Source organism: Parajatrophihabitans canadensis, from assembly GCF_053764775.1.
The window spans coordinates 800,868-820,641 of the sequence record NZ_CM132445.1 but is presented as its reverse complement, the minus strand read 5'-3'; the positions used below and the strand labels follow the sequence as shown (position 1 = coordinate 820,641).

12 protein-coding genes are annotated in these 19,774 nt (G+C 62.4%); 4 read left to right on the top strand and 8 right to left on the bottom strand.

What is annotated here, in order from left to right:
* The 4 genes from ACSMXN_RS03950 to ACSMXN_RS03935 all read left to right on the top strand — a co-directional run bounded on the left by ACSMXN_RS03950 (position 1) and on the right by ACSMXN_RS03935 (position 5,339).
* Entirely contained in the window at positions 1 to 1,170 is a 1,170-nt protein-coding gene (locus ACSMXN_RS03950) for a nucleotidyltransferase family protein (protein WP_022915250.1), read from the top strand.
* Between the two features lie 166 nt (positions 1,171 to 1,336).
* Positions 1,337 to 2,155, top strand: coding sequence for a hypothetical protein (locus ACSMXN_RS03945; RefSeq protein ID WP_155958535.1), 819 nt, complete (start codon positions 1,337 to 1,339; stop codon positions 2,153 to 2,155).
* On the top strand, positions 2,152 to 4,125 hold the full coding sequence (locus ACSMXN_RS03940; protein ID WP_022915248.1) for an O-antigen ligase family protein: 1,974 nt from the start codon (positions 2,152 to 2,154) through the stop codon (positions 4,123 to 4,125). Before ACSMXN_RS03945 ends, ACSMXN_RS03940 begins: the two co-directional genes overlap by 4 nt.
* A complete protein-coding gene (locus ACSMXN_RS03935; RefSeq protein ID WP_022915247.1) occupies positions 4,122 to 5,339 on the top strand; it encodes a glycosyltransferase in 1,218 nt (405 codons plus the stop codon). Before ACSMXN_RS03940 ends, ACSMXN_RS03935 begins: the two co-directional genes overlap by 4 nt.
* Here the strand turns inward: ACSMXN_RS03935 and ACSMXN_RS03930 are convergent, their stop codons facing one another.
* The 8 genes from ACSMXN_RS03930 to ACSMXN_RS03895 form a co-directional block, all read right to left on the bottom strand.
* Positions 5,340 to 6,974: a lipopolysaccharide biosynthesis protein gene (locus ACSMXN_RS03930; RefSeq protein WP_022915246.1), complete on the bottom strand. Its 1,635-nt coding sequence runs from the start codon at positions 6,972 to 6,974 to the stop codon at positions 5,340 to 5,342.
* 19 nt (positions 6,975 to 6,993) lie between these two features.
* The gene (locus ACSMXN_RS03925) at positions 6,994 to 8,109 is read right to left on the bottom strand and encodes a DegT/DnrJ/EryC1/StrS family aminotransferase (protein WP_022915245.1); all 1,116 of its coding nucleotides are present in this window, start codon (positions 8,107 to 8,109) and stop codon (positions 6,994 to 6,996) included.
* A gap of 2 nt (positions 8,110 to 8,111) precedes the next feature.
* Complete coding sequence (locus tag ACSMXN_RS03920) at positions 8,112 to 9,368, bottom strand: glycosyltransferase family 4 protein (protein WP_022915244.1); 1,257 nt, start codon at positions 9,366 to 9,368, stop codon at positions 8,112 to 8,114.
* Entirely contained in the window at positions 9,365 to 10,006 is a 642-nt protein-coding gene (locus ACSMXN_RS03915) for a NeuD/PglB/VioB family sugar acetyltransferase (RefSeq protein WP_022915243.1), read from the bottom strand. Before ACSMXN_RS03915 ends, ACSMXN_RS03920 begins: the two co-directional genes overlap by 4 nt.
* 12 nt (positions 10,007 to 10,018) lie before the next feature.
* On the bottom strand, positions 10,019 to 11,161 hold the full coding sequence (locus ACSMXN_RS03910) for a DegT/DnrJ/EryC1/StrS aminotransferase family protein (protein ID WP_022915242.1): 1,143 nt from the start codon (positions 11,159 to 11,161) through the stop codon (positions 10,019 to 10,021).
* A complete protein-coding gene (locus ACSMXN_RS03905) occupies positions 11,158 to 12,150 on the bottom strand; it encodes an NAD-dependent epimerase/dehydratase family protein (RefSeq protein WP_022915241.1) in 993 nt (330 codons plus the stop codon). Before ACSMXN_RS03905 ends, ACSMXN_RS03910 begins: the two co-directional genes overlap by 4 nt.
* Positions 12,147 to 13,205 carry a Gfo/Idh/MocA family protein gene (locus ACSMXN_RS03900; RefSeq protein ID WP_022915240.1) on the bottom strand — a complete coding sequence of 353 codons (1,059 nt, stop codon included), beginning with the start codon at positions 13,203 to 13,205 and terminating at the stop codon, positions 12,147 to 12,149. Before ACSMXN_RS03900 ends, ACSMXN_RS03905 begins: the two co-directional genes overlap by 4 nt.
* A 172-nt stretch (positions 13,206 to 13,377) precedes the next feature.
* A complete protein-coding gene (locus tag ACSMXN_RS03895) occupies positions 13,378 to 19,680 on the bottom strand; it encodes a DUF4082 domain-containing protein (RefSeq protein WP_081649325.1) in 6,303 nt (2,100 codons plus the stop codon).
* Positions 19,681 to 19,774 lie beyond the last annotated feature (94 nt).

Genomic DNA, 19,774 nt, shown 5'->3' with positions numbered 1-19,774 from the left:
ATGGCTGGTACCACCACCGCGGCCGCCTATTCGGCGTTGGATGCATTGGTGTCGATGACAGCAACCAATGACCTCGAAGTAAGCCGGGGCAGACTCGCCCGCGTCGACGCGGATCGAGTGCCTAGTCTGATCCGAACGGCGCGAGCCCACGGGATGGAAGCGTGGCTTGCCGCCGTTGCGCCTTCGGCGACGGGTCCGTGGGCCGATCTTGCGATCCAGCGCGCTCGATTTCTGGCGGCAGGGTCCCGAACGCGCGCTACTGTCCGGGCGATCTCCTCGCAGTTGGCCGAGCAAGGTCACGCCTGGGCCCTGCTCAAGGGTCTGAGCATCGCGGAAAGCAGCTACCCCCGATCGGACCTTCGGCATTCGCTCGACATCGACGTATTGGTCGATCGCACCGCATTCAAGGCTGTCCTCGACCTGCTCGTCACCAAGGGGTATTTGTTACTCGACGTGAATTGGCCACTGATCGCCGAACTCGAGCCGGGCCAGCTACGTCTGCGGGCTCCGAATGGCACGCTCATCGACCTGCACTGGAGTCTTTTCAATCAGCGGCCCTTGCGGCGTTACTTCCGCCTGCCAGCCGAGGTACTGCTGTCTCGGACTCGAACGCTCGGCGACGATCTGATCCCTGTCTTGGACCCAGTCGACCTGACAACGCATATTGGCGTTCACGCCGCGCTCGGAGGTGCCGCCAAACTGAGTTGGCTGGTCGACATCGACGGCTTCGTTCGCCAGCACAAGCTCGACTGGCAGCAACTGATCGACGTCGCAGTTGCCTCGGGTGCGGCCCCCGCCCTCGCCATCTCGTTCAGCAGGGCCCAGATGGTTCTCGATACTCCGATTCCCGAGAACGTCATGCGCAAACTTGCCGGGGGGCGATTTCGATTGGCAACGACTCGAGCCGTCCTGCAGAGATCGCGTATACCCGAAGACCCCGAACAGCCCTCGTTCGCGAGGGCATACGCACGTAGTGCGAGGAACAGCATGCCGGCCTCTGCCCTCGAGCTCGTCAGGCACGGATCCGGATGGTTGGGTTCAAAACTCGCTCGTTCGAACGATCACCAAAGCTGGCTCGACCCCACTAACCACACCAGCGCGCTCTTCCCGGTGCCCGATGAGGACGCGCGGCACGCATACTTCACAGCGATCGTCCGAGATCACGGGTGATTTGACCGAATTTCGGGCAGTTCACAGCCTCAAGAGTTCGCTCGTTGTGGTCCGGCAGGTTAAAGTTGTGCGAAGACTCGCGGTTTTCGCGGGGTAATCATGTCAGAACGGGACCGCCTCAATGCTTATCGAATGCGCGCGCATGTTGTGGAAGCGCCGGATTTGGGTGGCTATTGCGCTCGTTCTGTCGCTTGCCGTGGGTATCGGCGCGTATCAGGTCGTCAAGCCGAAGCAGGAAAGCAAGGCGCAGGTACTTGTCATCGGCTCGATCAAGCAGCCTGGTGTCAAAGACCCGACGAACCCGTGGATGAACCTGGGTGGCTCGCTCGGGGTTGTAGCGAATGCCGTTCAAGTCGTGGTTAGTGACGAACAGGTTGCTACCGATCTATACGAACAGGGCGCGCGGGCGACCTACACCGTCGAGCCGAACCTGACCGAGAATGCTGGCCCGACGCTGCTGGTCAGCGCGGACGACGTGGATCCAGTGGTCGCTCAGAAGACCCTGATTGCCGTAGTCAATCGCATTCAAACCGAGCTCGTAAAACTGCAAACCGAGCAGGGTGTAGAGCGGGATCTCTTCATCAACACCGTCGTGCTGACCGAGTCGCCGCACCCGCTGCCAGTCCGAAAGGCGCAGGTCCAAAAGGCGATCGAGGCCGCCATCGGCGTTGCCGCCTTGCTCATCGTCTTGATCCTGATCTTCGAGCGCCAGCGAATCGTGCGAGCGCGTAGGCGCGCGCTCCGGAGCACGGCTGGCGCTGGGGAGGATCGTTCGGCCTCCGCTGCAGATTCCGATGACCAGGCCCCACGCCGTCCGCGCCGCAAGCGAGGACGCCGGCGGTCCGGTGACTCGCAAGACGCGGACGAACCCGACGACGATGCCGCGACGCTCGACCGGTTCATGATCGACGATGATTCGCGGCCGCTTCCGGTCGGCGCCAGGGCGACGGACCAGGATTCGACGAACGAACCCTTCTCGCATTGAACGCCAGGGCCGAGGGCGCAACCGGCCTCGGTCGAGGTGGTGCTCTGCCGATACTGATTGCCTATGTGATCGTCCTGATGGGCATCCCGAGCGAGTTGATCCTTAAACCGCTTGGTGCAGCAGGAACGCCGGCACAAATCATCGGAATTGGCTTGTTCGGCTGGTGGCTCAGCAGTCGGCTGGTCGGACGCGCGGAGTCCCGGGTTCCGAACCCGGTCAAGTTGCTGCTACTGCTTTTCGTATTGTCGCTGCTTGCGTCGTATATCGCAGGGATGAGTCGCGCGATCACCTTCAGTGAGGAAGTCAATTCCTCAGACCGCGCCCTACTGTCGCTGTGCGCGTGGTGCGGTGTCACGCTGGTAACCATCGAGGGGATCACGAGCCGACGCAATCTTGATTCGCTGCTGAAGGTCGTGGCAGGCGGGGCTACCTTTATCGCGGTTCTGGGTCTCTGCCAGTTCTTCTTCAAGATCGACCTGGCTCATTACATCCGAGTTCCTGGCTTGCAGCCCAACCACGCCTTCGGGCAGCTGCTCGCGCGTTCATCGTTTCAGCGAGTCACCGGTACCACGTCCCATCCGATCGAGTTCGGCGTGGTGCTGTCATGTGCTCTGCCGCTCGTCATCCATTACGCGAGGTTCTCCGAGACGTTAGCCTCGCGCCGTAGGTGGTGGATCGCTACTTCAATTGTTGCGGCGGTGCTGCCGATGTCGGTAGCTCGAAGCGCAATTCTTGGTGCGGCCATCGTCTTCGTCTACCTCTTCTATACCTGGCCCCACTGGTTGAAGACTCGGATAGCCATCGCAATCAGCATCGGCGCAATCGGAATGTCTTTCGCGGTGCCCGGTCTGCTCGGGACGATTCGTGGACTCTTCCTCAACGCATCGTCGGACCCGAGCACGGCTGGCCGCACCGCGGACTATGCGCCGGTGATCCGTTACGTCTCCGAGCGGCCGTGGTTTGGACGTGGCATCGGCACCTTCATCCCAAGCATCTATCGCACGTTGGACAATCAGTACCTCGGCATCGCGGTTGAGGCCGGCATCGTTGGCCTAGTAATGGTTCTCCTCTTGTTCATAGGCACAAACTGCGTCGCCGGCTCGGTCCGTCGTCGCACGAGCGACGAGTCGACGCGAGACCTGGCTCAGAGTCTGAAGGCCGGTATCGCCGTTCTCGCGATCAATTCGGCAACCTTTGACACCTTTGGGTTCTCGATGGCCTCGGGGATGATCTTTTTGCTCATAGGCGCTGTCGGCGCGCTGTGGTCGATCCAACCGCGCCGCGCCCCGCGCCCATACTTCAGCGCCGCCCAGTACCGCCGAGTTACCGCGAGCGCCGCCGCCTGTATTTTGTTGCTCGCGGCGGCGGCTGGCTACTCTGTCCAGAGCGCAAAACCGCAGTACCAGGCCTACGGCACGATCTTGCTCGTTCCGCCTGCCGTCGGCCAGAATACGGCCTATGCAGCTACCGGGCGAGCGGATTACGCAGCTAGCGTCCTTCACGACGTCATGACCAGCCAGCCCATTCGCGCACAGATTGGCGACGCCACGACGGGCTATCAGGTCGCGCTGGAAGGCGGAAGCCTTGCTGGCGGAACGGACGTGATCGGTACCGGCGGCCCGTCGCTGCGGATTGTCGCGACAGGGACTGACGCTGAGTCCACGAACGCCGTGCTCGCGAAGGTAATCCTGCAAAGCCAACTCGAGATGCACGACCTGCAGACGAATTATGGCATCGACGCCGCCACTGCGATAAAAGTCGAGGTATTGCAACAGACTGGGGCGTTTCCCGTTTATGGCAAGCCAAAACGTGCGAAGTTGGGGCTTCTCCTACTGTTTGCCACCTTGGCTCTCGCCACTCGAAGTCTCATAAACCTGAGGCGGCCAGCGTCTGCGTTTACATCTGTGGGCGGCGAACCACCGCCTAGGCGTGAATTGGTCGGCGCATCCGGCGGCGAGCAAAGCCGGTGAACCACGGAATGAGCGTCGACGGCAAGGACGATGCGCAGCGCCCCTGGCGCCCGAACGCCGCCGACTGGCGCGGACTGATCGTGATCTGCTCCGGGATGTCCTGGGACGGCCCATGGATGTCTCACAAACACATCGCCATGCAGCTATCGCAGCACGCACCGGTGCTCTTCGTAGACCCCCCGACCTCAGTGTTACGCACGGCACAAGCAGAGGGGCTTCGTTCGACGCTGCGCAAGCCTCGGCTCGTCCAGGTGGGGCCACAGATTGCCAGGCTCACTCCACTGGCCACGCCCGGAGTCAGCCGACCGGGCTTGCGTGAACTCGCTCAGCTGACCACCCGGCGGGCGGTCGGGCGGGCGGCGAATCGTCTTGGCGGGGACGTGCGCGCGGTCATCGTTGGGTCGTTCGACAATCTGTTTGGTGCTGCGGGCGAGGACCTTCGAGTCATGTACGGCACCGATGATTTCGTTGCCGGCGGTGCCCTGATGGACCTGCCGTCAGATTGGCTGACCAAGCAAGAATCGGCCCAGCTGAATCGGGCGAACCGCATCATCGCGGTCTCCGAAGGTTTGGTGAATCGCTGGAGCGCCATGGGGCACGCGGTGACATTCGTTCCGAACGGCTGCGACGCGGAAAGATATGTCGACGTCGAGAGCGCCCCGTTGCCCGACGATGTTCGGTTGCCGCCACCCATTGCTGGCATCGTGGGACACCTGTCCGAGCGCCTCGACATCGACTACCTCGAGGCGATCGCCGGCACCGGTCATTCCGTGCTGCTGGTGGGACCTCGGCAGGAGTCGTTTGAACCGGATCGAATGACGAGGTTGTTAGCCCGAGAGAACGTTCAATGGGTAGGCCCCAAACCGTTCGAGGCGATGCCTTCATATCTGCACGCGATGAAGGTCGGGCTGACGCCGTATGCGAACTCGAGCTTCAATCGCGCCAGTTTCCCACTCAAGACGTTGGAATACATTGCCGCCGGGCGCCCGGTAGTCAGTACCGACCTACCTGCGAGCCGCTGGCTGGCCACCGACCTCATCAGCATCGCGGTGACCCCTGGCGAGTTTGCCGCTGCCACCGTTAAGGCGCTGAATGCCGACGAGACCGATGACCTCGTGATACAGCGTCGAGAATTTGCCGCGCAACACAGCTGGCAAGCTCGCGTTCGAGACTATTTCTTGCCGCTCTTGGGCCTGACTGAACCGATGCCCTGATCAACCGGCCATGTTCCACATCGCGCGCGCCGTATGGCGCATTGGCAAGATCGCTATGAGGTAGACGACCGAACAGACGCCGATGCCAATAGTCAGCAACAGCAAGGTGCCGTGCAACACCTGCAACACGCCCAGCATCACCACGATAGTGAGGGCCGCACCGATGAGGACCGGCGCCATCGTGCGCAGTGTCCCCGTCAAGGACACACCTGCCCGATGCAACATCACGGCAAGCATCGGAAGCAACACCACCACGACGACAGCCGCATGCCCAGCTGCCACTCCCGTGATGCCATCCACCTTGGCTCCTACGGTCAGTGCGGGGATCAGTGCAGCGAGCCAGATTGCATGTAACCACAGGCTCGAGCGCGTTCTGCCGATAGCCGCCAAATAGTCGTACGTGAGCTCGACCGCAACCCGCCCCGCGCTCAGTACGGCCAGGAACCGCAGGGGTTCCGCGGCGGCAGACCACTTGCTGCCGTACAGGAAGTCGATCACCGGCATTGCGAAACCTGCCAGCAGCACGCAAAGCGGCAAGGTCATTGCCATCACGAGGCCCACGCTTCGTTCGAAGCCGCGGCTACCCTCGTCGCCGTTTTCGTGCATCCGGGAGAATGCCGCGAGACTAACTCGCCGGATCGCAGTCGAAATCACGGTAATCGGCCAAGAACAGAGATTGAATGCCAGCAGATACAGTCCCAGCTGCTCAGCCCCGAGCAAGTGGCCGACAATGATGTAGTCGACATTCAGCATCAAGAACAACAACAAACTGGCACCGGCCAGCGGCATCCCAAATTTCAGCACTTCACGTGCGGCCTCGCGGTTCCATCCAGGCCAATAGTGAGCGGGCGCCCAGGCGATCGCTAACGCCCCGGTGACTACGTTACCGACGATCGCGCCCCAGCCAAGGCTCCAAGCTCCATAACCAGCCAACGCCAGTCCGATAGTGACGGGAGTGCCGGTCACGAAGGCGATCAAATCGATCTTCAGTCTTGTCCGTTGTTGGAATGCTCTGGTGATCAGCGCATTCGGAACCGAGACGATCCCGTCTATGACAACTCCGAGTACAAGCAACCGGATCAGACCGACCGCTTCCGGCGCATCCATGGTCGAAGCAACGGCTGGAGCTGCGAAGAACGCGACTGCCGCGAGGATCAGGCTGGACAGAATGGAGAGGGTCGCTACCGTTGGCGCAATTCCTTCGACGGAACCCTTTCGTTGGACTACGGCCACGCTGACCCCGAGCTCATTCATGCTGAGGACTACCGCGAGGACGACCATTCCGACCGCATAGGTTCCGTAGTCCTCCGGGCTCAAAATCCGGACGATGATGATGCCCGACAGAAAGTTGCCGAGGCGCCCGATTGCATTGTTCAGAAGGCTCCAGGCCAGACCCTTGCCCATGGTCTTTCCAAGGGGGGCGGAGAGCTCGCCACCCTCAACTGACGAGCCGGGCTGCTCAACCTCGTCCACCGCCACCGGACGCGTGGGCTCGATGGCCTGGATCGGCTGTACCGGATGCAGCGGAAGATCCTCGATAAGCAGATCCCCGGAACTGCTTTCTGGCTCAGCGCTGTCCGGTAGGACGGACTTCGTCCTACCGGTTGCTCGGTGACGGCTGACGTGCCTTGCCATCAGTTATCGATCCCTCAGATCAGACGCGGTTGAGAGCATTGCGCAGCGACGAGGCGACCCGCTCTTGCTGCTCGGCGGTGATGTGGCCATAGATCGGAAGCGACAGCAACGAATTTGCGGCGTTCTCACTGACCGGGAAGTCGCCCTTGCCGTACCCGAGATGAGCGAACGCAGGCGACAGGTGCACAGGTGTGGGGTAGTGGATCGCAGCGCCGATGCCGTCTTCGTTGAGCAATTGGAGCACCTTGTCGCGTTCCGGAACCCGGACCGGGTAGATGTGCCACACGTGCACGTTTCCTTCGAGGGTTGCAGGCAATCGGATCTCGCTGACGTCGGCGAGAAGATCGTGGTAGCGCGAGGCTGCCTCACGGCGGACGCTGTTCCACCGATCGAGCCGCGCGAGTTTTGCAAGCAGTACTACAGCCTGGATAGCATCCAGCCGGGAGTTGAACCCCGATATTTCGTGAACGTACTTGGTCGCGCTGCCGTGGGCAGAAAGCAGTCTGCATACCCGGGCCAGCTCATCATCGCTCGTCATAACTGCACCCGCGTCGCCAGCCGCGCCGAGGTTCTTGCCCGGATAGAAGCTGGTCGCAGCAATGTCGCCCAGGGAGCCTGCCGGGGCACCGAACCTGGATGCGCCCTGGGACTGTGCAGCATCTTCGAGGATGATCGAGCTCTCTGGGCGGCTGATCGAAGCGATCTGTTCGACCGGCGCCGCCTGACCGTAAAGGTGCACCGGCACGACGGCTCCGGTGCGCTCGCTGATAGCTGCCTGTATCAGCGTTGGGTCCATCAGCATGGCGTCTACGTCCGCATCGACCAATACGGTGCGGGCGCCTATCCGTTCGACCGCTTCAGCAGTCGCAATAAAGGTGTTGGCCGGCAACACAACTTCGTGCTCACTCGTCACACCGGCGGCGCGAAGCGCTATCTCAAGCCCATCGGTGCCATTGGCGACCCCAATACAGTGGTCAACACCGATCAGATTGGCGAACGCCTCCTCGAAACGCGCGACATGCCTGCCCCCGATGAAGGCGCCGGTAACCAGAATCTCGTCAATCTCAGGCCGGATCTCGTCGATTATCTCGCGCTGCTGGGCAGCGATGTCGACGAGTGGGACGTTCTGGGTCATTGCTAGTGCCTTTCCTCGGACTTCGGCGTGGGTGCGCCGGGCTGCATCTTCAACGCATTGAAATCATCGCTTACCGCGGTCCCGCGAGCTCTGGCCCAACGGCGCTGGACCTCATATGCCATCACTTGACCCGCTGGGCGGACAAAGGACGGCAGTATCCCGATCCGGCCACGTTGGTCGCTTACGGCCTGTCGGTAGACCTCTTCTTGAAGCTGTGCGGCTCGGTCGAGGCTGAAGCGGTCAACGACAAGTTGACGCGCGAAGCGGGCCAGCTCAGCACGGGCCTCCGGGTTCTTGTAAAGATCACGGACTATGAGCTCGAAGGCGTGCGAGCCGTCGCGGCCGTCGCCAATGCCGTACCAGCCCTGTTCTAGGAATGTCGCTTCGCTCTCAGGCGTGAGCAGCATCCAGAAACCGCGTTCACCCTGCACGATAAGCGGTTTGGCGAATGCCATCGCCCGCAACGCTGAGCTGCCCATCCCGAATGCCACGTCGGCGGCAGCATAGGCCGGACGGGGATCACTCAATGCGCCGAGCAAGACCACGACTTGCCGCCCAGCTTGGACGTTGGCTGCCGCTGCTCGCTCCTCGATCTCAGCGCGCGCCGGCCCATCTCCGACGATGACCATCCGGATGGGTAGGTCGCCTGCCATTCGGGCCGCAGCGTTGATCGCCTCGAGGATGCCCTCGCGTTTTAGCTCGCGAGCCAATCTCGATACGACAACGACGAGAAACTCTTCAGTCGTCGCGCCCAACTGAGCGCGCGCGTCGGCATTGTCGACCATCGGACGGTCCGCGTCGGTGTCGACAGGTGGTTCGATGAGCCAGGTATTAGACCGACGGACGCGCTCCGCTGCCGCAATCTGCGCGGTACCGACAACCAAATGCAAATGTTGCGGTATGAACGGTGCCACGCCCATCGACATTATCGTTCCGACTGGAACGACGTTGTGCCGCAGAAAAGGCCCATAGACGGCCTCGAGTATCGGCGGCCACTCGTAGCCGTGTACGACCTCGATGTCTCTGGTCGCCACCGCCTGGTTCAGCTTCGAGATGACGTGTGGCGACGGGCGCACCTTCGGTCGAGCCGGGGCCGGGATGAAAGGCAAACCAAGGGCCGATATCTCATCACACAACGGCCCTTCAGGACCGAAGATCGATACGTCGTGCCCGCGCTTACTGATTGCCCCGGCGAGTTGAACAGCGTTGAGCTGGCTGCCACCGAGGTTCAACGAGGCCGGGAAAACGAGAATCCTCATACCGGCGCTGCCTTGTTGCTTGCAGGACTGCCAAACCACGTTTGGCCGACAGGCACGTCGGACAGTACAACGGAACCCATACCAACCAACGCGTCTCGGCCGATGACGCGATTTTCCCGAACCGAAGTATGCATGCCGATGTATGCGCGCGTCCCAATATGAACGGATCCACCGAGTGTCACGCCCGCACAGAGGGTCGCGAAGTCTTCGACCTGATCGTCATGAGTCAAGGTGACGTTCGGCATGCATACGACATGGCGTCCGAGCGTCACGTCAGCGGTCAGGACGCATCCGCCAAGAATCACGCTACCCACGCCTACGCTGCAGGAGACAGGTAACGCGACGTTCGGATGAACCACCGTCGCATACCTCCCTTCGTCAACCCCCTCGGCGGTCAACCGGTCGGCGATCGCCTGCCGCGATTTACCCTTGCCTGCACAGAGAATCAGCGCGGCGTCCGGAAACGAAGCCACCGAACTGACGTCACCGAGGACTTTGAGCCCGGCGAGCGTCGAGCCCCAACGGTCCTCGTTGTCGTCCACAAACCCGATCGGTTCGTATTTCCCGTCGGCGCGCACCGCCTCAGCAGCCTCGCGCGCGAGGCCGCTGGCAGCAACAAGGATCAGCGGGAGGGCCATTATGGAGCCGCGTCAGGCCGCGATCTGCCCGGAGGCCGAGCGCACAGCGTCAATGACCCGTTGTTGCTCCTCTTCGGTCATCTGGTGATAGACCGGCAAAATCAGCGTGCGATCGGTCAGCCGCTCGGTGACTGGCAAAGGCGCTGACGGATGCCCGGCGTACGCGGGCTGGAGGTGTGCCGCCATGATCCCACGCCGACCCGAGATGTCACGCGCGGCCAGATGTTCCAACACCGATTCGCGATCAAGAGCGAAGTTGTTGTCGAGTTCGACCCAGAAGGATTGGAAGTTCGACTCCCCGTCGGCCGGATCCGTTACGCAGCGAAGGCCAGGAATTGCAGCGAATGCACGCTGATAGCGCGCGACGATCTCGCGCCGACGAGCAACGATCGCCGGGAGCCGATCAAGCTGCACGATACCGATAGCAGCTTGCACGTCGGTCATCCGATAGTTGTAACCGACCTCGAGGTATTCCTCGGCCGCAGGGAGCACCGACTTGTGCCGATCTGCAGCACTCAAGCTCATCGCGTGCTCGCGCAAGCGACGGGCACGAGCCGCCCATTCAGCATTGTCGGTTGTGAGCATGCCGCCCTCCCCGGTAGTGATCAGCTTGCGGGGGTGAAAAGACCAAGCCGCAATTGCTGCTCCAGCGCCGACTGGACGCCCTCGATAGGTGGAGCCCGCCGCGCAGGCGGCGTCTTCGATCACGACGATGCCGCGCGCGTCGCAGAATTCCCGCACCGACTTGGCGTCGGCCGGAATGCCGCCCTGGTGGACGAGGATCACGGCTCGGGTTGCTGGCGTGAGGACCGCTTCGATGGTCTGGGCGGTGAGGTTGCCGGTCGCAGCGTCGACATCTGCGAATACTGGGTTGGCACCGACATAGACCGGCGCGTTCGTCGTGGCAATAAAGGAGAAGGACGGCACGATCACGTCGTCGCCGGCGCCGATGCCAGCCACCACCAAGGACAGATGCAGGGCGGTGGTGCAGTTGGACAACGCAACTGCGTGTTCACTATTCACGAGGTGGGCGAACTTGGCCTCGAACTCCGCTACCCGCGGGCCCTGGGCAACCCAGCCCGACTCGATCGCTTGTGCGGCCGCGGCCGCTTCTTCAGCACCGAGCCAGGGTTTGGCTACGTTGATGCGGGTCATGCCGGCACGCTTCCGGGTGCGGCGAGCGTCGAGTTTTCCGCTTGCCACCAAGCAACAAGCCGCCTCAAACCTTCGTCCAGGCCGATCTCGGCGGTGAATCCCAGGTCCCTGGTTGCCGCTGAGGTATCGGCCAGGCGCCGGGTCACACCGTTGACCGCGCGCTCCGGCCCAAACTCGACATCGAGATCGGAGTCCATCGCTCGCAGTGTGGCGTGGGCGAGATCGAGCAGGCTGGTCTCGACGCCACTGGCCACGTTGTAGAAGCCCTCGACCACGTCGCTTTCGATGGCGAGAATATTCGCCCGAGCAATGTCTTCGGTGTAGACGAAGTCCATGGTTTGCAGGCCATCGCCGAAGATGAGCGGGGGCTTGCCCCCTGCGATCCGCTCCATCCAGCGAACCAGGACCTCTGTGTAAACGCCGTACACATCCATCCGCGGGCCATAGACATTGAACGGGAGCAAACCGACGTAGTTGAGGCCGTACATAGCCCGGAAGCTCTTCATCATGCCCTGGTTGAAGGACTTCGCGGCACCGTAGAAGGTGTCGTTGTTGTGGTGATGATGGCGCTCGGTGGTCGGGAATTCCTCGGCCAACCCGTACGCCGAAGCGCTCGATGCCGAGACCAGCTTGTCCACGCGGTGCTCCGCGGCCGCTTCAAGCACGGTGAAGGTGCCGTCGACGAGAACCTCAAGGGCCAGCCGCGGTTCTTCTGCGCACTGGGTGATCCGGATTGCCGCCTGGTGGCAGACAACATCCTTGCCCTTGGTCAGATCATGGACCAGATCGCGATTGCGGAGGTCGCCCTCAACGAGATTGACCCGCCCTGATTCGAAGGCCTTGGCAAGGTTGGCGCGGCGACCACGGACCAGGTTGTCCAGAATATCGACATGCGCCGCTCCGGCCTCGATCAATTGATCGACCAGTGTGGATCCGATCGTGCCCGCACCACCGGTGACCAGGACGTTGGCCCCATTGAGATTCGTCATGCGCTGCCTCCAGAAAGTACCGGATCTGAGGTGAGGTCGACGAGCGCGCCGTTGGCCGCCAGACTCCGGTTGGTCGCTTCGAGAACTTCGAGCACTCGCAAGCCGGAGCCGCCGTCGGTGCGCGGTGCACGCTTCTCCGAGATGGCGGCGGCGAACTCGGTAGCGACGTTGGCCAGGGCCTCCCGCTCGGGTAACGCGGGTGCGTGCATGTCGCCCAGGCGATACGAGACGGCCGCCTGAGACCTTTCGTTGGCGTCAAAGGAACTTGCGGCGAAGTCAACGCCGCGGTCGTAGATCGCCAACCGCTGCTGCGGATTCAGGTCGTCCCAAACCAAGGTCCGCCGGCTGCCGCCGATAACCATCTGCCGGATCTTGGTCGGGCTGAGCCAGTTCACGTGCACGTGTGCAATGGCGCCCCCCGGAAGCGGCATCGTCAGGTAGCCGACGCAGGCCTTTCCCGACTGAAGCGGGTCTGCGCCGTGCGCCCCAACCGAAAGCGGGCGAAGGCCTCCAGGGATCACATAGTCGAGAATCGACAGGTCATGCGGTGCGAGATCCCAAAAAACGTTCACATCTGGCTGGATGAGTCCGAGGTTGATACGGACAGAATCAATGAAGAGAATCTCGCCGAGCGTGCCATCGCCGATGATTCTGGCGATCTCGCTCACCACCGGGGTGTAACAGAAGGTGTGGTCGGTCATCAACACCAGATCGCGTTCAGCGGCGGCCGTAACCATCTGCTGTCCAACCTCATGGCTGTCCGCCAGCGGCTTCTCGACCAGGACGTGCTTGCCAGCGGCGAGTGCCGCCAAGGCGATCGGGCTGTGGGTCCGCGCCGGAGTGGCGATGGCGACTGCTTCGATGTCATCTCGGGCCAGCAGGCGCTCTAGCGAAGGCTCGACCTCGACTGTGCTGCGCGAGCCGATGACCTTGCGCGCCTTCGCCTCGTCGAGATCACAGACCGCGACCAGATCCCAGTCAGGGCTGCCCCGAAAGTTACGTACGAGGTTGGGACCCCAATAGCCAGCCCCAATGACTGCTATGCCTCTGCTCATTTGAAATTCCCTCATTGAAATTTGCTAAAACTCAGACACGGGGCTGCGGCGGACTCCGGATAAGGAGAGTCACTCGCGGGCGCGCTGATACCCCGTGTGATTCCTGTAAAGAATGCTACACGTAGTCGGCAGCGACCACTACCCTCTGCGCCGCAAAGAACGCTGGTTGTGCCTAGATGTGGAATGCAGCCTGTACCGAGCGGATCGTCGGCGTCACGTACCTGGTGCCCGTTGATGTGAGGGTGAGTTGGTACTGAAGGTAGCGACTGGTCTTGCTCACGAGACCACCCGAAGCCGCAATAGTGGCGTAGGCGCTCCACGTTCCGTCCGGTGTCGCGGTGTTACCCGTACGAACCTTGACCACCAGCGTGGTGCCGGTCGGCACGGTCGCATCCCAGGTCAAGCCGTCCCATGCAACCGAAGCCGAGGCATCCAGCACTCGCGAGGTGAAGGTTCCGCTCGCCGTGTACGGGCCAACCCGAACCCAATCGACGCTGAGCGCGGCATCTGCCACGGTCGTGTCCGACAACACCGGGCGCATGCTCGAAGTGAGCAGAGCCGAGACTGCATGGGTGTACTTGGACACATCATCGAGGTAGAAGGTTACCGAGCTGGCGCTCCACTCGATTCGGAACTTGTGCGGAGCCACCGTCCAGGCTGCGACGACAACTGAACTCGCGTTGTTGACCAAGCCATCGTTCACCGATGCGACCAACTGGTTCGAGGCGTTCACGCTGAACGCGAACTTCGTTGTCGACGTTGCACTTGCGGCCCATCCGATGCTGTCGCCCTTGTTCAGCGTGGCTTGTGCCTCGAGCGACTTCGAGCTCGAGTACGTGGCCGTAGTGGCCAGGTTCGCGCCCTTTATCGTGACCGTACCTCCGGCGACAACCGAGGTGCCGCCGGTCGCCGTCGCGGTAGAGGCCCATCCGGTCGGCAGCGTGGTGCCAGTGAATTCCGCCACCGTGGTCGGCGCGAGCACGACCCCGCCATCGGCGTCTGAACTCGCGTACGTCGAGGCCACGGTTCCGGCCGCGAAGTTAGCCGTGGTGCTATCCGTGAGTGGTGCAACCGCAGGCGCGTACGTAGCCGCTGCGGCTGGCGAGGCCGGCGAAGTCGCCGAGTTTCCGGAGGCGTCGGCAGAGGTGACACGGTAGTAGTAGCGGGTGTTAACCGCCAACCCGCTGAGCGTCACCGAGTGGGTGGTAGCGAGACCGGCCACGGTGGTGTTCAAGTTCAGGCTCGTTGCGGACGTGCCGTAGTCAACCCGGCTTGTGGACGCTTCGTTCGTCGTCCACGCTATCGTCGCCGAAGTCGCCGACGCCTGGGCAGCTGTGACGGTCGCGATCACCGGCGCGGTCGTGTCAGCGATCGTGAAGCTTGCCGCCGGGTCGGTGGCCGCGGGAGCGGTCGTCGAGTTGCCGGAGGTGTCCGCTGAGGTGACCCGGTAGTAGTACGTGGTCGCTGACGCCAGTCCGGTGAGGTTCACCGAATGACTGGTGGCGAACCCTGCGATCGTCGCATTCGACGTGAGTGCGGTCGGTGAAGTGCCGTAGTCGACCTGGGTAGTCGCCGCTTCGTCCGTCGTCCAGCTGATCGTCGCCGACGCCGTTGAAGGTGCTGCTGCCACGGCGGAGATCACCGGTGCCGTTGTATCTGGCGCGGCGATGTTGAACACCGGCTGCACCCAGTAGTTGGTATCGGACACGGTTGTCGGGAAGGCGCTGTTTCCATAGAGATAACGGCCAGCGTGCGTGGCAATGTGCAACGGCGAGTTGTCAACGCCGTGGCTGCTGAAGTACACGTCGTTCGAGGAGAACGCACCGGTCGTCGTGTGATACGACACGATGTAGGTCGTGTTGGCGGCAATGAACACCGGGTTGGCAAAGGTAACGGTCTGCCAGCCCTGGGTGGATTCGGCGCCGAAGGTCGCGGTGGCGATCTGCTGTCCCGCGGCATTCCACAGGGTTCCCGTGTGGGTGCCCACGTTGTTCGGACCCTTGTAGAAACTCAGGCCCGTTACCTGTCCGGTCGTGTCGGCGCTGAAGGCAACGCCGAGCTCGATCGCCCGAGTATCTGGATCCGAGATCGCGCCAGGCGTAGTGGCGTCGTTCCACACACTGCAGGGGCACACACCCGGATTCGGTGCCGGCTGCGCGGAGGTAAACGACCAGGTGTACGGAGCGGCCATCGCGTTGCCACTGGTATCACTCGCTGAGACAGACGCGGTGTACTTGACCGCGTTGCTCAACGCCGCAGACGGCGTGAAGGTCACTGTCTTAGACGTCGCGTCGTAGCTCGTGGCTCCAGGCACCGGGTTGTTCGCGGCATCCTTCACCGTCAGGGCCACCGACGATGCGTCCAGAGGCTCCGTGAAGGTGGCGGCGGGCGCCGCAGCGGTCGGCACGCTGGTGGCGCCGTTGATCGGCGAGGCCGAAGTAACTGACGGAGCCGTAGTGTCGCTGCCGACGGTCGTGGCGAACACCGCGTCGACCCAGTAGTTGGTGTTGTTATAGCTATCGGCGGGGAATGCATCGCCGCCGTAGCGGTAAACACCGTTGCCAGGACCGGGAACACTTAGCTGCGCGGTGGTGTACGTGCTGTCGAAGTAGTGCGGCGAGGCCGAGTAGTGACCATTCGGCGCGTAATAGCTAACTACGTACGTAGCCCCACCGGTCACGGCAACGGGCTGGCTGAAGTTCGCCTGCTGCCAGCCGCTGGCGGTCTCGTTCGTGAACGTCACCGTGGCCAGCCGTGTCCCGCTTGAGTTCCACAGCGAGCCCGTGTGGCTGCCTACGTTCGATCCCGCCTTGTAGAAGCGGACGCCCGTTATATAGCCCGACGTTGCAGGCACGATCTGCGTTCCGACCGAAAGGGCCGACGCGTCGCCGGAATCTGCCGCTGCGGGCGTGTCATTCGAGGCGAAGAGCCGACACGGGCAGCTCGAGCCACCGCCTGTGCTGAACTGGATCGTTGTCGGCGAGGCCATCGGGGTGCCAGCTAGCGTGCGAGCACCGGAGATGGACAAGGTGTAGTTCGTCCCAGCAGCCAGGGCAGCAGCCGGGGTAAAGGTGAGCACCTGGTGCGCGGCATCAAGCGTAGTGGTGCCGGAACCGGCAGCGCCGCCTTGAGGAGTTAGCGTCACCGTCGGCGTTCCGCTGATCACTGCGGTGTTGAAGTTCGCCGTGATCACCGACGAGGTGCCTATTGCAGAATCGCCATCGGCCGGGCTCGACGAGGTTACCGACGGCACAGTGCTTGCCGGCACGGTGAATACGACGTCGACACCATAGTCAGCATCCGAGCCCTGCGTTGGGAAGCCGGTCGCATAGTTGTACACACTGGCGTGCGCCGGCGTCTGAAGCGGGAAGTTGTCGATGCCAGAGGTGGCGTAAGCACCATTCGTCGCCGAGTAGAAGCCCACACTCGCGTGGTACGACACGATGTAGGTCGTCCCAGCTGTGATCGCGACAGGAGAGGCAAAGGTCACGGTCTGCCAGCCGCTCGACGATTCTCCGGCGAACGTCGCGGTCGCGAGCTGCGTGCCTGTCGAGGACCACAGAGTCCCCGTGTGGATGCCGGTGTTCTGTGGGCCCTTGTAGAAGCGCACACCGGTCACGAGACCATCGGTGTCAGATGAGAACTTGATACCGAGCTCAACGGATCCGGTGTCGTTGACCGTAACCGTCGTCGGCACAGCCGAATCAGGGAACAAAGAGCACGGACATCCCCCGCCGGTCTGGCCGGCATATGCGGTACGGAAGTTCCAAGTCACGGGCGCCGGTAGCGGATTGCCGTTGGTGTCGTTACCGGTCACCGTCACGGTGTACAAGGTGCCGTCGGCAAGAGCAGCCGACGGTGTGAATGTCGCAACCTTGGCTGTCGCGTCGTAGCTGACCGCTCCCGCCACCGTGTTGTTCGAAGGATCCTTAACGCTGAAGGCGATGGTCGTCGCATTCATCGCCTTCGAGAAGGTCGCGGTCGGCTTGACCGCGGTCGAGATGCTGGACGCTCCTGGTGTCGGCGTCTGGCCGATCACTGACGGCGGCACGGCGCTACTGGCCGAGAAAGAGACGTCGACGTAGTAGTTGCCGGCCTTGAAGGTGTCGGACGGGAAGCCGTGGCTGCCGGCGAACACACCGTTGACGGAGCTGCCATCGGGCAGAGTTGTCCCAGCATGCAGGGGCGCGGCGTTGTAGTTCTTGTAGTAGAAGAACGATCCATCGGCCGAGTAGTGACCGTTCGGCGCGTAGTAGCTGGCCACGTAGGTCGTGTTCGCCGTTACCGCGACCGGTGAGGCGAACTGCAGCGTCTGCCACCCGGTGGCAGTTTCACTGGTGAACGTGCCGGTCGCGAGCAGCGATCCGGATGAGGTCCAGAGCGAGCCGATGTGGGTGCCGGTGTTACCAGCGGCCTTGTAGAAACGAACGCCCGAGATGTAGCCATCGGTGTCAGAGTTGAAGCGCACTCCCAGCTCGACTCCCGAGGTATCGCCTGCATCGACGGTCTTGGGGACCGCTGTGCCGAAGAGCGAGCACGGGCAGTTAGAAGTGGCCGAGGCCAACTTCGGCGTCTCGGTGTTCGCGCTGTCGTCGGTTGCCCGTACCCGGATGTTGCCGGTGCCGGTGCCGTGTAGAACTCCGGTGTAGCTCCACGAGGTCGTGCCCGTCGCAGGGTGCCACCTGTTACCGCCATCGACCGAAACCTCGACGCCGGCCACTATGCCGCCGCCATTGTCAACCGAGGTGCCGGTAACGGTGACCGTCGCGCCGTTGGCGATGCTCGCACCTGCCGCAGGCGATGTAATCGTGGAGGTCGGCGCTTGGGTATCGGTGGACGCCGTGGCTGCAACCATGCCCGGCATCAGAGTCGTCGGGAGTGCGTGCATGTCGGCCAGCATGTTGATCGTGGCCTGCTGCATCCGGCTGTCAGCCGGGTTCGAGTTGTCACCGTCGTGGTCCTGGCTCAGGCCCCAGCCCCATTGAATCGTTCCCGCGCCGAATACCAACGCGCCGCTTGCAGCGCGGTACAGCGTGAGGTGATGAGTCGTCGTGCCCGGCACCACTGTGCTGCCGAAGTCCGTCAGGTACTGAGGCGTCGACCCAGTTGTGGTCGATAGGTCAATCAGTCCGGCCGGACGGTAGCCGTTGTCGATATCCTCGTCGGACTCGTAGCCGATGGTGTGCGGAGCGAGCGTGGTCTTGGCGGTGTTCGCGACCGAACCAAGTGCGGTGTTTCGCCACAACCGCAACTTGCCCTCAGCGCCGGAAACCTGGATTGCCAGGTCGTCGGAGTTCGACATGAACATCGTTCCGGTTAGGGCGTTCTCCGGGTAACCACCAGCGACTCCGGTAGCAAACCGCGGATCTCGGAAGGTGGATGTCGAGGCACCGGTCGGATCTGTCGGAGAGTCGTCCCAGGTTTCTTTGTAGCAAACCAACGTTCGATAATTTGTATTGCTGCCATCGATACTGGGTTCGAACCGCGTACGCCAATAGACCTCATTGCCAGACAGGAACATGAGGCTGACGCCGGCGTCGCGGGCGTTCTCGACGTTCATCCGCTGCTGCTGCGTCCAGTACTCATCGTGGCCGACTGACATGAAGACCTTGTGGTGAGTCAGCTGGGTGGCGCCAAAGCGATCGGTGTCGATGCCGGAGATGTAGCTGACGTCATAACCGTTCTGCTCCATGAACCGGATCGTCGGGTACTCGTTGCTGAACAGGAAGTCCCGGCCGTCGTTGGAACCGCGAGTGGCAAACGGACGGTTGTAGCTGATCTTGAAGGCGCGAGCCTGGGATGCGGTCAGCTGGTCGGTGCCTTGGTAGAAGTCTGATCCGCCGTACATGTTGTAGGCCTGCCACGTCTCATCAGACGTCTGGTAAACGATGTCTGACGTGCTCGCGTCGTTGCGGACGACGAAGGTGATGTGGCTGGCATCGCCGTTCGTAGCGGTCAGGCGCGCGATGTACACGCCAGACACGGCATTCGAGGGGACGTTCCAGGTACCGGAAAGCGACCAGTTGCCGCAGTCATACAGGAGTGTTGACGGGTCGGTGAGGCAAGCGGGCTGGTGCTTGGGCGCGACGTGAGCGACGTTGCTGGCCCACAGCCTGGCTCCCGCACCGCCGTAGTAGCCCAAGCGGTACACATCGATGTTGTACGTCAAAGTGGTGTCGATCTTGAAGCCGATCGAGCCGCCCGCGTTGACGCTGATGTCCGTGGAGAATCCCTGGATGTCGTCGTCGCCGGCGCCATCGATGTCCCACTGCGATTGATCGGTCACGCCTGCGGTCTGCGAGTTCTCGCAGGCCACCGGGTTGACGGTCGGCCCACAGGGCGAGGACGCCGCCGCAGCCTTCGGTGCTGTGACCGTAACGACGAACAACGCAGCCACCAGCGCCGCAACAACGATCAACACCAACGAACGTGATGGTCGTCTGTGCGCGCGGACACCAAGCTGAATGACACCCATCAGAGTTGCTCCCCCGTTACAACCACACCGCGCGCTCCGCACAGTGGTGAAAGCTTAACGCGAACCGAACATATAACCAAGCCCAAACCGACCC